The sequence below is a fragment of the Klebsiella sp. PCX genome, assembly GCF_021869705.1.
GTDB lineage: Bacteria > Pseudomonadota > Gammaproteobacteria > Enterobacterales > Enterobacteriaceae > Klebsiella > Klebsiella quasipneumoniae.
Window position 1 is genome coordinate 3,635,121 of the sequence record NZ_CP091527.1, and the last position, 14,193, is coordinate 3,649,313.

Sequence of the window (14,193 nt, forward strand, 5' to 3'; positions counted from 1 at the left end):
GGGCCGCCGGGCGGCCCGGGGGATCAGTGTTGATAAGGACGTTTCAGGTTGCAGTCGCGATTGAGTTCGACGCCAAAACCGGGTTTATCCAGTACCGATTTATGAATGCGCCCCCTCTCAGGCACCGGCTCGTCGAGCAGGATCGGGTCGAACTGCGGACGCAGCGTGGCGCAGTCCGGACTGGTCATCAGAAACTCGCTGAACGGCGTGTTGGTGAAGGTGATCACCGCATGATGTGAGTACACCGACGAGCCGTGCGGCACCACCAGCTGCCCGCGCGCTTTAGCAATAGCCGCTATCTCCACCAGCGTGGTTAAGCCGCCGCACCAGCCGACGTCGGGCTGCATAATATCAATCCCGGTCTCCGACAGGGTGCGGAAGGACTGCAGGGTGCCGTGGTGCTCGCCGCTGGTCACCATCATCCCGGCCGGCGCCTGGCGCTTCAGCTCGCGATAGCCTTCATACTGCTGCGGCGGCAGGCACTCTTCGATCCACTTGAGGTTGTAAGGGACGCAGGCATGGGCAAGTTTGGTGGCATAGTTAACGTCCTGGCTCATCCAGCAGTCCAGCATTAACCAGAAATCCGGGCCGCATTTTTCGCGCATGTCCGCCACCATGGCGACGTCTTTGCGGATCCCGGCGTCGCCATCGTGCGGCCCCCAGTGGGTGGGCATTTTGCCGCCGATAAAGCCCATCTCCTGCGCCAGATCCGGACGAGCGCCGGTAGCATAGAACTGGATTTCGTCACGCACCGCTCCGCCCAGCAGTTTGTAGACCGGCAGGCCAACCACTTTCCCGAACAGATCCCACAGCGCGAGGTCGACACAGGAGATAGTGTTCATCACCAGACCGCCGGATCCCGCGTAGTAAAGGGTGGCGTTGAGCATCTGGTCATGGATCAGTTTGATATCGCTGACGCATTTGCCTTCGATAAAGCGGTTGAGATGTTTCTCCACGATAAAGCAGCCCATCTCTCCGGCCGTCGACACGGCAAAGCCGGTCTGCCCGTTGTCAGCCTCCACTTCCACAATCAGCGTGCCCAGCACGTTGATGCCAAACGACTGGCGGGACTGCTCATACTGTTTATATTTGCTCATCGGGGTAGCGATATGATCGTCAATCCAGTGGTTAGCCCCCTGATCGTGGTAATCGCCGCCGCCGGCGCCCTGCTCTGCCGTGGCGCCGCCGGTAAACCAGGCACGGACGTGTTTAATTTTCGGTAGGGTCATGGTGTTCTCCTTATGATGAGGCGAGTTGTTCGAAGGGGCTTTTCCACCCCAGCAGTCGTGAAATATCTTTCGCGCAGGCAATCGCCTTACCGGCCAGATAATCGCGATTGTCTTCATTGATTTGCAGACGGGTGCCCACCACCGAGATGGCGGCGGTCAGGTCGTTATTGGCGTTAAAAACCGGGGCGGCCACGCAGCGCACATCCGGGTAGTCCTCGCCATTATCAAAGCTCCAGCCCCGGGCGCGGATCCGCCGCAGCTCCTCCCGCAGCTGTTGAGCATTGCTGATGGTCGTTGGCGTAGCCCGCTCCCACTGCAGTTCATCGATAATGGATGCCTGAACCCCGGCGGGCTGCCAGGCCAGCAAACATTTGCCGATCCCGGAGCGGTAAAGCGACAGGCTCTTTCCTTCGTGCGAACGCACGCTAATGGTGGCGGGTGATTCAATTTTCAGAATGTAGTAGGCGTTACCGTGATCGATAATGCCCAGATGGCAGAGCAGGCCGCACTCATCCATCAGCCGGGTCAGGCGTGGCCGCGCCAGCTCGCGCAGGTCCATTTTGCTTAGCGCCTGCCCGGCCAGCTCCACCAGTTTGGTCCACAGGCAGTAGTTATCCTGATTATCCATACTGATGAAGCGCTGCTTTTTCAGCTCGCCCAGCAGCAGATAAACCGTGCTTTTCGGGATCCCCAGCTCCGCTATTATCGTCGCCGCGCTGCAGGGTCCGATGCGGCCAATTAAATTGAGGATCTCAATCGCGCGGGTCAGCGCCGGGACTTTCGTTGATTCCAACATACTGGACTCCAATCCTGAATACTGGAATCAGTGTTGCGGTTGTCCGGGCGGTAAAGTGTGAGCGACATCGCGGGGCAATCGCTTTCCCGTATGCTGGACCGTTCGCAGCGGAAAATTGCGACTTAACGCACAGAATTTTTTCAGGAGAGTACAACAGGCTGGACAACCGGCGCCAGGGAGAAGCCCGTGCGCCGGGAAACGACTTACAGCGAGAGGGAATCCACCACGTTAATCCAGCCATGTTCGCTGGCCAGCGGTTGGCCATTCAGCCAGCGACGCAGCAGGTTTAATGCCATCATGGCGCAGACTTCCTGACGTACCGCCAGGCTGTGGCGGGTGACGCTGAACTTCACCCGCAGCGCGAAGGTGCCGTCCGGGGTGGCCAGGGCCACGTTAAGATGATCGTTCTCCTGGCCGCTCACCGCCAGGGCCAGGCCGGCAAAATGGTTTATGCGCCGCTCGGCCGCCCAGCGGGCCGCCTGCGCCAGCGTCTCCTCCTGCGCCGGGACCACTTCGCTGGCCAGCAGCGGCGCGCCGGCGCGGGACAGCTGGAGCGCCAGCAGACCGCCGGTAAACTGCTCGCTGAGCGTCAGGCTCAGCTGCCGCTCCTGCAGGGAGCGTGCAATCTGCGCCGGTAACCCTTCAGTGCCTTCGAAAATCAGGCTGTCGCCAGCCACTTTACGCACTTCCGGCCACAGAGCCAGCATGGCGTCACGCTGCTCAGCCGGTCCGGTCAGCTTCAGCTCAATGATCGGCATCGACGAGCGGTAGCCCATCACGACGCCAGGCGGTAACGTCAGCGGATTGAGGCTTTGCGCCAGCTCGCTCTCCGAGCGGCCAAAGGTGGTCAGACGCAGGCATACCGGCGGCTCCGGCAGCGTAAAGCGCTGGCGCAGACGCGGTAAAATCTCCTGCTCGACCATCACTTTAAATTCAGAGGGTACGCCGGGGGTGAAAAACATCAGGCAGCGATTGAGCTGGATGGCAAAGCCACAGGCCGTGCCCACCGGGTTATTGATCATCTCGGCGCTGGCGGGGATTTCCGCCTGCTTACGGTTGCTTTCCGCCATCGGCCGCCCACGTTCGGCAAAGAAGCGGGTCATGGTATCCAGCCACTCCGGATGCAAAATAAGCCCTTCGCCTTTCGCGGTGGCCGCGGCCAGCGCGCTCAGGTCGTCGCTGGTGGGGCCGAGGCCGCCATTGACGATCAGCACATCCGCCTGTTCGCTGCGTTCGCGCAGAATCGCCACCAGCGCATCGAGATCGTCGCCGACGGTATGACGGCGCGTTAACGGTAAACCCTGATTAAAAAAGAAATCCGCCAGCCATGCTGCATTGGTGTCAACGATTTGACCATGCAACACTTCATCGCCAGTGGACAGCATTTCCACATTCAACATTGCTCACTCCTTGCCTGCCAGGTGGCAAATACTATAACGCAAAGCGGGAGGCTGACGAGGAGGAAAATCTGGCGCGGCAAGAAGAGACCGCGCCGGAGGAGATTAGAAGCTGGCGCTGGCGCCGATGTACGGGCCGTCGGCGATGGTGTTATCGCGATTGCCATCTTTACCCGCCAGGTTCAGATAGCGATAGCCCGCCTGGATGCTGAGCGGACGCATAATGGTCCAGCTGGCGCCGACGTTGGCTTCCTGATAGCTGTCAATACCGCTGGAGAGGGAATCTGGAGAATAGTAGTAGTCGCCATACAGACGGAAGCTGTCGCCGATTTTCCACTGCAGGCCGCCGCCGACCGCGGCCGCATAGCCTTCATCACCCTGTTTCGGGTTGGTGTATACCCCTTTACCGCCCACGGTCGCGAGGAACGGCCCCAGCGGAATATTCAGGCCCAGGCCTAAACCCGCGGCGTCGCCGTCGTTATCGCTGTGCAACCAGTTACCCGAAACAGCCAGACCGGTGGACTCGGTGCCGAAGCCGACCCCAAGGTTGGTGTAATGCTCGCCTGCTTCGCCGGTAACGCTGATCGCATGGGCCGCCGAAGAAACCAGCATGACGCCAGCCAGCGCCATAAAAATGCTTTTTTTCATTATTTACTCTATCCAGAAAATTAAAATCAAAGAAGTCCCGAAAAAACCCGAAAATTCTACTGCGCACTCGTCAGGAATCAATGACCTGGCGAAATGATTTTTCACAAGAGTGTAACCAGTTGCGTCTTTTTACAGCAATACCGCCGCGCATTTGCGAAAGAAAGTAAATTTCATCGCATTCAAATTCAGTGGAATTATATTTAATTAGGTTGTATTGATTAAATAAATCTATATTTACCTGCGCAATCGCCGTCGCGCAGGCTGTTTGAAGGAAGCAGAAAAATTAATGGGCGAGCAGGGCCAGGCGCTCCGGCGCAAGCCCCGTCAGCTTCGCCACCAGCGCCAGATCAAGCCCGTTTTCCAGCATCGCCTGGGCAATACGTTGCGCAGCCAATTGTTCTCCCTGTTCAAGACCTTGCTGCAGGCCCTGCTCAAGGCCCTGCTCAAGGCCCTGCTGATGGCCGCGTTGTTCCAGAAACTGGGCAATGTTCATTAGCGTCTCCTTATGCAGCCGCCTGGGGACATTTTGCGCAAGATTACGTAAAAAGGCGACCGGATCGGCGGCATTTCCTGCCTGCAATAAATAGTGAAGCAGCGTCCTGAGCTGTCTGCGGCTAGTGTATCCCAGCGCTAACAGGCTGGCTAGTTGCTCCTGCAGTTCCATCATATCGCGTTGCCGGATATGCTTTTGCAGCAACTCAAGCATCGCGACCCGTCGGTGCTGCATTATTGTATCGTCAGGAAGCACCGTGATATCGATTAAGTGAAAATCCTGATTGTATACTTGCCGCGCGGTTTGCGGATGAGCAAATCCTTCCAGCCAGCACATGGGATACGGCCAGGGCGAGACTTGCCCATGATAAAAAAGCAGCGGGATCACCAATGGCAGTTGCGTATGTCCTTTATCCAGATGGCGCTGCATCGCTGCTATCGCATAACGCATCAGGCGAAATGCCATATGACGGTCCGCAGAGCTTTGATGTTCGATAAGCAGATAGATATATCCGTCCCCCGCCTGGGTTTGCAGCGAGTAAAGAATATCGGAATGGCTGGCGCGCAGGTCTTCATCGATAAAACTTCCGGACTCCAACTGCAGCGTTTGCAGATTGCATAATTCTCGCAAATGTTCAGGAAGGTGAATGTCCAGAAAATCCCGCGCCGTCGCCCGATGCGACAGTAGGTGTTTAAACACGGCGTCATGTGGGGAATGGGTGGTCCTTTCCATGGTGGCTCTCCATACGATAATTTTCGCTTAACTTATCACTCTGTAAAGCCAGCGCCGTATTTCCCTTGCGGTTTGCCGAGGCGCCTCGCAAACTGTTTCCTCGATACCCAGCCCGACTTACTGCGAAGGAGAAAGATCATGCGTCAAAGGACGATTGTTTGCCCGCTAATCCAAAATGATGGCCATTACCTGTTGTGCAAGATGGCTGCCGACCGCGGCGTTTTTCCCGGACAATGGGCCTTATCCGGCGGCGGCGTAGAGCCTGGGGAACGTCTTGAAGAGGCGCTGCGCCGGGAAATCCGCGAAGAGCTCGGCGAAAAACTCATCCTTACCCATATTGCGCCGTGGAGCTTCCGCGATGATACCCGTGTTAAAACTTACCCCGACGGGCGCCAGGAAGCGATCTATATGATCTATCTGATCTTCGACTGCGTCAGCGCCAATCGTGACGTGACGATCAACGAGGAGTTTGACGATTACGCCTGGGTGAAAGCGGATGAGCTTAAAAACTACGATCTCAACGCCGCTACCCGCCTCACCCTGAGCATGAAGGGGCTACTCTGACGCCACGGTCGGCAGGCGCAGCGTCGCCTTCAGTCCGCCCAGGCTTTCGCTGCGCGAAAGCTGCAGGTGGCTACGATGCAGACGCGCGATATCGTTTACCAGCGCCAGCCCCAGCCCGGCGCCGGGTATCGCGCCCGCGTTATCGAGGCGGCGAAACGGCATCAGCGCCTGGTGTACCTGCTGGTCGTCAATTCCCGGGCCGCTGTCTTCCACGCTGAGCAGCACGGCGTCGCCGTCGCGATGCAGGCTAAGCGTGACCGTACCATATTCCGGGGTATAGCGAATGGCATTGTCGAGCAGGTTAGCGCACAGTTCCCCCAGCAGAACGCTATCGCCTGCCACCTGTACCGCCGACTGCTCGCCCTCATAGCCAAGATCGATATGTTTGCTCCGCGCTTGCGCAATACGCGAAAAGCAGCTGTTGCGCACAATTTCCGGCAAGTTAATCACCGCAAACGCCTGATCCCGCTGTTTTACCGTCGCCAGCTGCAGCAACCGCTCCGTTAACAAGACCGTATCGTCCAGCGTGGCGCGCATCGCCTGCAGGCTTTCGCGCCACAGTTGCGGATCGTCGCTGGCCAGCGCAACCGAAGCCTGCGTTTTCAGCACCGCCAGCGGGGTTTTCAGCTGATGGGACGCATCGGCGCTGAAGCGCTCCTGGCGGGAGATCATCACCCGCAGGCGGTCGATATAGCGGTTGAACGCGACAATCAGCAGCCGCGTTTCTGACCAGGGCAGCAGCTCCGGCAGCGGCGTCAGCAGGCCGGGTTCACGGCGCACCATCAGCGCGGAGAGCTGGCGCATGGGCCGCAGCACGCGGCGCAGCAGCCAGGCTGCCAGCACCAGCGTCAACAGGACCAGTAAGCCCTGCGACACCCAGGATGAGAAGAGTAATTGTCCAGCCAGCCAGCGGCGGGACTGCAGCGTTTCGGCAATATAGATCTCCGCCATGCCCACGATGCCCCCTTCGTTGATGGGCTGCAGCAGGCGCGCCACGCGAATTGCCTGACCGCGATATTCGGTATGATAAAACCATGCCAGCGCCGGATAGAGCTGAGTTCGCGAGGTGGAGGGCGGCATCGCGGGCAGATCGTCATAGCCGGAAATGACCTTCCCCTGCGGGTCAAGCACCTTGTAATAGAGGCGATCGTTCATGTTGAGCTCGAAGCTGTCCAGCACCACCCAGGGCACATTCACCTCCAGTTGTCCTCCGCGAACCACCAACCGCTCGGCCACCGTCCGCGCCGACGACAGCAGGGTACGATCGTAGGCTTGCGTCGCCGCCTGCAGCGCGCTGACGTAGCTATTAAACGCGGAGAGTCCCCACAGCAGAACCAGCGGCAGGCCGAGAAACAGCAACAGTTGGGCATAGAGCGATTGCGGCTTACCCCATCTCATGGCGCTCGCACTCAAGCAGATAGCCTAACCCGCGCAGGGTGGTTATACGCACATTGCTCGCCTGAAGTTTCTTGCGCAGACGGTGAATATAGAGTTCGATGCTTTCCGGACTGACGTCGTCGCTAAGACTGAACACCTGTTCGAATAACTGCTGGCGCGAAACCGGGCGGGTGCGGCGAAACATCAGCACCTTCAATAACGCCAGCTCACGCGGCGTCAAAGACAGCATCTGGCCACGGAGTAAAAAATAGCCTTCGTCACAATACGCCAGCTCACCAAGCTGCTGCACCTCATGCACCTGCCCTTCGCTGCGCCGGAGCAGCGCCCGCAGGCGGGCGTCAAGCTCTTCCAGCTCAAAGGGCTTGGGTAAATAGTCATCCGCGCCGGCATTTAAACCTTTCACCCGGTCCGCTACCGCGCTGCGGGCGGTCAGCAACAGCACCGGCAGAGTCTGCCCGCGCTTGCGCAGCCGCTGGACCACTTCAAGGCCATCGTACCCCGGCATACCGATATCCAGCACCGCCAACGCATATTGCTCGCTTTGCAGCAGATGGTCGGCTGCACGCCCGTCAGCGACACAATCCACGGCAAAACCGCCCTGCACCAGCGCTTTTTCCAGCCAGTGAGCCAGCTCACGGTTATCCTCGGCTAATAAGAGACGCATATCACATCCTGTAACGTTGCTGCCGCATTGAAAGGGAAATGAAAGGTAACTGTTTTAACAATCATGCAACCGAATCGCCATATGTCGGTTCACATAATCAAAAAAACCTGCCCTGTACCTGCTGAGGAAGCCTATGAAAACGCCATTTCTCCGTCATCTGAGCGCCATCGCGCTGTGCCTCTGTACCACATCCGCCTTCGCCGCGGAGGCCCCGTCCCGCACCGAATGTATCGCGCCTGCTAAACCGGGCGGCGGCTTTGACCTGACCTGTAAGCTGATTCAGGTGAGCCTGATGGAAACCGGCGCCATCGAAAAACCGATGCGCGTCACCTATATGCCCGGCGGCGTGGGCGCGGTGGCCTACAACGCCATTGTCGCCCAACGCCCGGCAGAGCCGGGGACCGTCGTCGCCTTCTCCGGCGGCTCGCTGCTAAACCTGTCGCAGGGTAAATTCGGCCGTTACAGCGTCGATGACGTGCGCTGGCTGGCGAGCGTCGGCACCGACTACGGCATGATCGCCGTGCGCGCCGATTCGCCATGGAAAGATCTGAAATCGTTTATGACCGCGATGGAGAAAAACCCCTCCAGTATCGTGATTGGCGCCGGGGCCTCTATCGGCAGTCAGGACTGGATGAAAGCGGCGCTGCTGGCGCAAAAAGCCAACGTCGACCCGCATAAAATGCGCTATGTCGCCTTTGAAGGCGGCGGCGAGCCGGTGACCGCGCTGCTCGGTAACCATGTGCAGGCAGTCTCCGGCGATCTCAGCGAGATGGTGCCCTATCTGCAGGGCAATAAAATCCGCGTGCTGGCGGTCTTCTCCAGTGAACGGCTGCCGGGGGCGCTCGCCGATGTCCCCACTGCAAAAGAGCAGGGCTACGACCTGGTCTGGCCGATTATTCGCGGCTTCTTTATGGGCCCGAAAGTCAGCGACGCCGAGTACCAGTGGTGGGTCGATGAATTCACTAAACTGCAGCAAACCGAAGCGTTCAAAAAGCAACGTGAACTGCGCGGCCTGTTTGAATTCAATATGAACGGCAAGGCGCTCGATACCTACGTTAAGCAGCAGGTCAGCGACTACCGCGAACAGGCGAAAGCCTTTGGCCTGGCAAAATAAACCGCGGAGGCGCTCATGAGCGATCGTATTTTTGCCGGAGTATGGCTGTTGTTATGTACTGGCGGTCTGTTTATCGCCTGGCAGATCCATAGCGAATACTCCTATGAACCCGTCGGCCCGCGCCCCTTCCCGCTCGGGATCATCGGCCTGATGCTGCTGTGCTCGGCGTTAATGCTGCTGCGTCGCCCGGACGCCGTCGAGTGGCCGGGACGGCATGTGCTGCAGCGTCTGCTGACCATGGTCGTGGTGCTGGTGGTGTACGCCTGGGGGTTTGAATGGCTCGGTTTTCCGTTGGCCACCGCGCTGCTGACGGCGATCATTGGTCTGCTGTTCGGCGCGACGCTGCCGGCGGCGGGCATTGCCGGCGTCGCGATGGGCGTGTCGTTATGGTACGCCTTCGACACCCTGCTCGATGTCACCTTGCCCCTCGGCATCTGGTTTAATTAACGGAGGCGTTTATGGATACCTGGATCTATCTCTCGCAGGGCTTCGCCGTCGCCATGACGCCGGAGAACCTGCTGATCGCCCTGATCGGCTGCTTTGTCGGGACTATCGTCGGCCTGCTGCCGGGGCTGGGGCCTATCAACGGCGTGGCGATCCTGCTGCCGCTGGCTTTCGCCCTGCATTTACCCGCGGAGTCGGCGCTGATCCTGCTGGCGACGGTCTATATCGGTTGCGAATACGGCGGGCGTATTTCATCGATTCTGCTGAACGTGCCCGGCGATGCCGCCGCCATTATGACCGCCCTCGACGGCTATCCGATGGCCCAGCAGGGTCGCGGCGGCGTTGCGCTGTCGATTTCCGCCGTCAGTTCCTTCTTTGGCTCACTGATCGCCATCGGCGGCATTATTTTGTTCGCGCCGCTGCTCGCCCAGTGGTCGCTGGCGTTCGGTCCCGCGGAATACTTCGCGCTGATGGTCTTCGCCATCGCCTGTCTTGGCAGCATGATGGCGCAGAACCCGCTGAAGTCGTTCCTCGCGGCGTTAATCGGCCTGGGACTGGCGACGGTGGGCGTAGACGCTAATACCGGGGTTTACCGCTTCACCTTCGACAGCGTCCATCTCTCCGACGGCGTACAGTTTATTGTGGTAGTGATCGGCCTGTTCTCGGTTTCGGAGATCCTGCTGATGCTGGAGAGCACCAGCGGCGGACAAACCCTGGTGCGGAAAACCGGACGGATGCTGTTTAACACCAAAGAGGCCGCACAGTGCGTCGGCGCGACGCTGCGCTCCTCGGTGGTGGGTTTCTTCGTCGGTATTCTGCCCGGCGCCGGGGCGACCATCGCCAGCGCCATTACCTACATGACGGAGAAAAAACTCAGCGGTAACAGCGATAACTTCGGCAAGGGAGATATTCGCGGCGTGGCGGCGCCGGAAGCGGCCAATAACGCCTCCGCCTGCGGTTCCTTTATTCCCATGCTGACGCTCGGCGTGCCAGGGTCCGGCACCACCGCGGTGATGATGGGCGCGCTGACGCTGTATAACATTACGCCCGGCCCGGCGATGTTCACCGAACAGCCGGATATCGTCTGGGGGCTGATTGCCGCCCTGCTGATCGCTAACGTGATGCTGCTTATCATGAACATTCCGCTGATCGGCCTGTTCACCCGTATGCTGACCATTCCGCTGTGGTTTCTGGTCCCGGCCATCGCCGCGGTCTCCGCCGTCGGCGTTTACGCGGTACACAGCACCACTTTTGACCTGTTGCTGATGGTGGGGCTTGGCGTGCTTGGCTACATCATGCGCAAAATGCACTTCCCGATGTCGCCGCTGATCCTTGGCTTCGTGCTGGGGGAGATGCTGGAGCAGAACCTGCGTCGCGCGCTGTCCATCAGCAACGGCAACCTGGCGATCCTGTGGCAAAGTGGAGTGACCAAAACGCTGCTGGTGCTGGCCATCGCCGTGCTGGTGGTGCCGCCGCTGCTGCGTCTACGGCGTAAACAGCGCCAGCGTCGCGCCGAAGCCAATATCGGCTAAGCCGGCGAATTGACCCATTCGCGCAGCGCCCGGCGCGAGATCTTAATCCCACCGTTCTTTAACGTTTCCGGCAGCCGCAGCCAACGCACCGGCTGCTGGAAACGCGCCAGCCGCTCCGCGCTCCATGCCGCCAGCACGCTCATTTCGCAGCCATCATCGCATTCCACCACCGCGACCGGACGCTGGCCATATTCCGCATCGTCCAGCGGCACGACAAACGCCTGTTGTATCTGCGGATGCGCCACGATGATCCGTTCCACCTCCTCAGGCTGGATCCCTTCCCCACCGCTGAAAAAGAGATTATCCAGGCGCCCGAGGAGAGTGAGCCGTCCATTGATGATCTCGCCGCGATCGCGGGTGGCAAACCACCCTTCGTCGTTGGTCAATGGCAACAATTGACCGTCGCGCCAGTAGCCCGCGGCCATACTCGCCGCCCGCAGCCAGACCTCGCCAGCAACGATTTTCATCTCCCGCCCCGGCAACGGCGCGCCCACATCCGCCGCACCGTCGGCCTCTTTGGCGCAGACGGTGGAAGCAAATTCGGTCAGGCCATAGCCGCAGTAGGTGCGTACCCCCTGCCCCCGCGCCCGCTCGGTCAACTCGACGGGGATCGCCGCGCCGCCAAGCAGCACCGCCTTGAGGGAGAGCGCAGCACCGTCATTCAGCAGGCGCCACAGCTGAGTCGGCACCAGCGAAGCGTGGGTGCAGCCCTGCAGCATCTGCGCCAGCGGCTGTTTATCGCGCACCGTCAGCCGCGCGCCGGCCAGCAGCCAGCGCCACATAATCCCCTGGCCGGAGACATGAAACAGCGGCAGCGACAGCAGCCAGTCATCTTCTGCGGCAAACGGCATCAGCGCCAGCACGCCGGCGGCGCTGGCCAGATGGGCGCTGGCATCATGCACTGCAGCCTTCGGCAGACCGGTCGACCCCGAGGTCAGCGTCATTGAGGCGAAACGATCCCCGCGCCACGGCACAGCATGGGTTCCCGCTGCCGCCTGCAGGGTTAACGCCGGTAAATCCCCCGGCAGCGCATCGCCGTTAAGCACCAGCTGATGCTGGACGGTCAACGCTGGCAGCAGTTCCTGCAGCAACGCTGCGGGCAGCTGCGGATTCAGCGGCAGCACCCGCGCGCCGCACTGCAGCAGCGCCAGCCAGGCCAGCAGCGTCGAGGGCTGGTTAAAAGCCTGCAGCGCCACCCCGTGACCTGCCGTTACGCCCTGCGCGGCAAAGCCGGCCGCCAGCGCGTCAACGTGGTCGCACAGGTCGCGCCAGGTCAGCGGCTGGTCATTCAGGCGCAGCGCCTGCGCCTCTCCGCGCCGCTGGCGCCAGTGGCGCCAGGGCCAGTCGCAAAAGCTCACAACAGCGCCTCCAGCGTATCCATGTTGATCATCGGCAGGGTGCTTTCCGGCCACGGCCGCACCAGCTGGGCGCCCATCAGCGACAGGGTGTCCAGTCCGGGGATGGTCTGCGGCGTCAGCCAGGCGGCAACCCGCGCCAGCTGAGTTAACCCGAGGCTGGACTCGATCGACGAACTGATCACCGCGCTCAGCCCCAGCGCATGGGCCGCGGCGACCTGCTGCTGAACCTGGTGTAAACTGCCGGTTAGCGTCGGCTTAATCACCACCGCGCGCACGCCCGGCTCGGCGACAAAGCGAAAATCCGCCTCGCGAAGGCTTTCATCCCAGGCGATAGCGATCCCGGCTTCGCGGCTAAAGGCCCGCGAGTCCTCCCGCGTTTTACAGGGCTCCTCAATAAACGCAATGCGCTGGCGATACGCCGGATTGACGTATTTCGCAAACTGCTGCGCTTTCAGCGGCGTCCAGGCCCGGTTGGCATCCAGACGCAGCTGCAGGTCGGGGATGGCTTCCAGCAGCAGATTAACCACCATGCCGTCGCGGACCGCCTCCCAGAGCCCCACTTTCACCTTAGCGACTTTCTCGCCGGGCATCGCCGCCAGTCTGGCGAACAGCTCATCCGGATCGCCGGAGCAGAGCGGCGCTGCGCGATAATCCGCGGCCAGCGGCAGCTCGCCGCTGAGCTCCGCCTGCGCGCAACTGATGCCAAACGCGACAGAAGGCAGCGCAGGAAGCGCCGGCTCCGCGCCGTCGCGCCAGGCCTGCGCCCAGAGCAATAGCGCCGCCTGCGCCTCCTCCAGGGTCTCTGCGCTGAATCCCGGCAGGGGAGAAATTTCCCCCCAGCCTTCGCGTTCACCCTCCCGCAGGCGGATGAACAAGCCGTCGCGGGTTTTTAACCGCCGTTCGCGCAGCACCACGCCCGCGTCCATCGGTATCTGCCAGCGGTAAACCTGCGATACGCGCATTAGGGATTCCGTTTAAATTTGCTGAAGTCCGGCTGACGTTTCTGGTTGAAGGCATTGCGGCCTTCCTGCCCCTCTTCCGTCATGTAGAACAGCATGGTGGCGTTGCCCGCCAGCTCCTGCAGACCGGCCTGGCCGTCGCAGTCGGCGTTCAGCGCCGCTTTCAGGCAGCGCAGCGCCATTGGACTGTTCTGCAGCATTTCCCGACACCAGCGCACCGTCTCTTTTTCCAGATCCGCCAGCGGCACCACGGTGTTCACCAGCCCCATATCCAGCGCCTGCTGGGCGTCATACTGACGGCAGAGGAACCAGATTTCCCGCGCTTTTTTCTGCCCGACGATGCGCGCCATATAGGAGGCGCCCCAGCCGCCGTCGAAGGAGCCGACCTTCGGCCCGGTTTGACCGAAGATGGCGTTTTCCGCCGCGATGGTCAGATCGCACATCATGTGCAACACGTGGCCGCCGCCGATAGAGTAGCCGGCCACCATCGCCACCACCGGTTTCGGGCAGGTGCGGATCTGGCGCTGAAAGTCGAGTACATTGAGATGATGTACGCCGGAGTCATCCTGATAGCCGCCGTAATCACCGCGAACTTTCTGATCGCCGCCCGCGCAAAAGGCTTTCTCACCTTCGCCGGTCAGGACAATCACCCCGATATTGTCGTCATAACGGGCATCCGCCAGCGCCTGGATCATTTCTTTGACGGTCAGCGGGCGGAAGGCGTTGCGCACCTGCGGGCGGTTGATAGTGATTTTGGCAATGCCGTCGGCCGATTTGTGGTAGCGAATATCGGTATAGCCTTCGGAACAATCGCGCCATTCAACAGGGGCATAGAGCATTGCTTCATCAAGAGAGATCATAGAAT

General features: G+C 60.4%; 14 protein-coding genes. 4 read left to right on the forward strand and 10 right to left on the reverse strand.

Features of this window, described 5'->3' with window-relative positions:
• Nucleotides 1–23: 23 nt before the first annotated feature.
• The 5 genes from rhmD to GQR96_RS17240 form a co-directional block, all read right to left on the reverse strand.
• Nucleotides 24–1,229, reverse strand: a complete 1,206-nt coding sequence (rhmD, locus tag GQR96_RS17220; protein WP_065903311.1) for an L-rhamnonate dehydratase — start codon at nucleotides 1,227–1,229, stop codon at nucleotides 24–26.
• Nucleotides 1,230–1,239: 10 nt separating this feature from the next.
• Entirely contained in the window at nucleotides 1,240–2,025 is a 786-nt protein-coding gene (locus tag GQR96_RS17225; protein WP_048325206.1) for an IclR family transcriptional regulator, read from the reverse strand.
• A 203-nt stretch (nucleotides 2,026–2,228) separates the two neighbouring features.
• Nucleotides 2,229–3,425, reverse strand: coding sequence for a nicotinamide mononucleotide deamidase-related protein YfaY (locus tag GQR96_RS17230; protein WP_064187523.1), 1,197 nt, complete (start codon nucleotides 3,423–3,425; stop codon nucleotides 2,229–2,231).
• Nucleotides 3,426–3,527: 102 nt separating this feature from the next.
• The gene (locus GQR96_RS17235; RefSeq protein ID WP_004201712.1) at nucleotides 3,528–4,070 is read right to left on the reverse strand and encodes a YfaZ family outer membrane protein; all 543 of its coding nucleotides are present in this window, start codon (nucleotides 4,068–4,070) and stop codon (nucleotides 3,528–3,530) included.
• A 283-nt stretch (nucleotides 4,071–4,353) separates the two neighbouring features.
• Nucleotides 4,354–5,295: an Rpn family recombination-promoting nuclease/putative transposase gene (locus GQR96_RS17240; protein ID WP_043520260.1), complete on the reverse strand. Its 942-nt coding sequence runs from the start codon at nucleotides 5,293–5,295 to the stop codon at nucleotides 4,354–4,356.
• A 138-nt stretch (nucleotides 5,296–5,433) separates the two neighbouring features.
• On the opposite strand from GQR96_RS17240, the gene nudI reads away from it, so the two are divergent.
• Nucleotides 5,434–5,859, forward strand: coding sequence for a nucleoside triphosphatase NudI (gene nudI, locus GQR96_RS17245; protein WP_017899287.1), 426 nt, complete (start codon nucleotides 5,434–5,436; stop codon nucleotides 5,857–5,859).
• On the opposite strand, the gene GQR96_RS17250 is transcribed toward nudI, so the two are convergent.
• On the reverse strand, nucleotides 5,851–7,257 hold the full coding sequence (locus tag GQR96_RS17250) for a sensor histidine kinase (protein ID WP_032456424.1): 1,407 nt from the start codon (nucleotides 7,255–7,257) through the stop codon (nucleotides 5,851–5,853). The genes nudI and GQR96_RS17250 overlap by 9 nt on opposite strands.
• Nucleotides 7,244–7,921, reverse strand: coding sequence for a transcriptional regulator TctD (gene tctD / locus GQR96_RS17255; protein WP_004201723.1), 678 nt, complete (start codon nucleotides 7,919–7,921; stop codon nucleotides 7,244–7,246). Before tctD ends, GQR96_RS17250 begins: the two co-directional genes overlap by 14 nt.
• 133 nt (nucleotides 7,922–8,054) lie before the next feature.
• Here tctD and GQR96_RS17260 point away from each other — a divergent pair, with 133 nt between their 5' ends.
• From GQR96_RS17260 to GQR96_RS17270, 3 genes are read left to right on the forward strand one after another with little or no spacing between them, the layout of a single operon-like run.
• Nucleotides 8,055–9,035, forward strand: coding sequence for a Bug family tripartite tricarboxylate transporter substrate binding protein (locus GQR96_RS17260; protein WP_017899284.1), 981 nt, complete (start codon nucleotides 8,055–8,057; stop codon nucleotides 9,033–9,035).
• Between the two features lie 15 nt (nucleotides 9,036–9,050).
• Nucleotides 9,051–9,482 carry a tripartite tricarboxylate transporter TctB family protein gene (locus tag GQR96_RS17265; protein WP_004201725.1) on the forward strand — a complete coding sequence of 144 codons (432 nt, stop codon included), beginning with the start codon at nucleotides 9,051–9,053 and terminating at the stop codon, nucleotides 9,480–9,482.
• A gap of 11 nt (nucleotides 9,483–9,493) precedes the next feature.
• Complete coding sequence (locus tag GQR96_RS17270; RefSeq protein ID WP_004201726.1) at nucleotides 9,494–11,011, forward strand: tripartite tricarboxylate transporter permease; 1,518 nt, start codon at nucleotides 9,494–9,496, stop codon at nucleotides 11,009–11,011.
• On the opposite strand, the gene menE is transcribed toward GQR96_RS17270, so the two are convergent.
• From menE to menB, 3 genes are read right to left on the reverse strand one after another with little or no spacing between them, the layout of a single operon-like run.
• Nucleotides 11,008–12,369 (reverse strand): o-succinylbenzoate--CoA ligase, encoded by a 1,362-nt coding sequence (gene menE, locus GQR96_RS17275; RefSeq protein ID WP_065903316.1) that lies wholly within the window; start codon nucleotides 12,367–12,369, stop codon nucleotides 11,008–11,010. The two genes, GQR96_RS17270 and menE, sit on opposite strands and share 4 nt — an antisense overlap.
• Nucleotides 12,366–13,331: an o-succinylbenzoate synthase gene (gene menC, locus GQR96_RS17280; protein WP_065903318.1), complete on the reverse strand. Its 966-nt coding sequence runs from the start codon at nucleotides 13,329–13,331 to the stop codon at nucleotides 12,366–12,368. Before menC ends, menE begins: the two co-directional genes overlap by 4 nt.
• Nucleotides 13,331–14,188 (reverse strand): 1,4-dihydroxy-2-naphthoyl-CoA synthase, encoded by an 858-nt coding sequence (gene menB / locus GQR96_RS17285; protein ID WP_032456427.1) that lies wholly within the window; start codon nucleotides 14,186–14,188, stop codon nucleotides 13,331–13,333. Before menB ends, menC begins: the two co-directional genes overlap by 1 nt.
• Nucleotides 14,189–14,193: the final 5 nt, after the last annotated feature.

What these genes read in the sequence shown, in the direction of transcription:
- GQR96_RS17235 (WP_004201712.1), bottom strand. Translation starts at nt 4,070, where the DNA reads ATGAAAAAAAGCATTTTTATGGCGCTGGCTGGCGTCATGCTGGTTTCT.
- menB (WP_032456427.1), bottom strand. Translation starts at nt 14,188, where the DNA reads ATGATCTCTCTTGATGAAGCAATGCTCTATGCCCCTGTTGAATGGCGC.
- GQR96_RS17250 (WP_032456424.1), bottom strand. Translation starts at nt 7,257, where the DNA reads ATGAGATGGGGTAAGCCGCAATCGCTCTATGCCCAACTGTTGCTGTTT.
- GQR96_RS17270 (WP_004201726.1), top strand. Translation starts at nt 9,494, where the DNA reads ATGGATACCTGGATCTATCTCTCGCAGGGCTTCGCCGTCGCCATGACG.
- rhmD (WP_065903311.1), bottom strand. Translation starts at nt 1,229, where the DNA reads ATGACCCTACCGAAAATTAAACACGTCCGTGCCTGGTTTACCGGCGGC.
- GQR96_RS17265 (WP_004201725.1), top strand. Translation starts at nt 9,051, where the DNA reads ATGAGCGATCGTATTTTTGCCGGAGTATGGCTGTTGTTATGTACTGGC.
- nudI (WP_017899287.1), top strand. Translation starts at nt 5,434, where the DNA reads ATGCGTCAAAGGACGATTGTTTGCCCGCTAATCCAAAATGATGGCCAT.
- tctD (WP_004201723.1), bottom strand. Translation starts at nt 7,921, where the DNA reads ATGCGTCTCTTATTAGCCGAGGATAACCGTGAGCTGGCTCACTGGCTG.
- GQR96_RS17240 (WP_043520260.1), bottom strand. Translation starts at nt 5,295, where the DNA reads ATGGAAAGGACCACCCATTCCCCACATGACGCCGTGTTTAAACACCTA.
- GQR96_RS17260 (WP_017899284.1), top strand. Translation starts at nt 8,055, where the DNA reads ATGAAAACGCCATTTCTCCGTCATCTGAGCGCCATCGCGCTGTGCCTC.
- GQR96_RS17230 (WP_064187523.1), bottom strand. Translation starts at nt 3,425, where the DNA reads ATGTTGAATGTGGAAATGCTGTCCACTGGCGATGAAGTGTTGCATGGT.
- menC (WP_065903318.1), bottom strand. Translation starts at nt 13,331, where the DNA reads ATGCGCGTATCGCAGGTTTACCGCTGGCAGATACCGATGGACGCGGGC.
- GQR96_RS17225 (WP_048325206.1), bottom strand. Translation starts at nt 2,025, where the DNA reads ATGTTGGAATCAACGAAAGTCCCGGCGCTGACCCGCGCGATTGAGATC.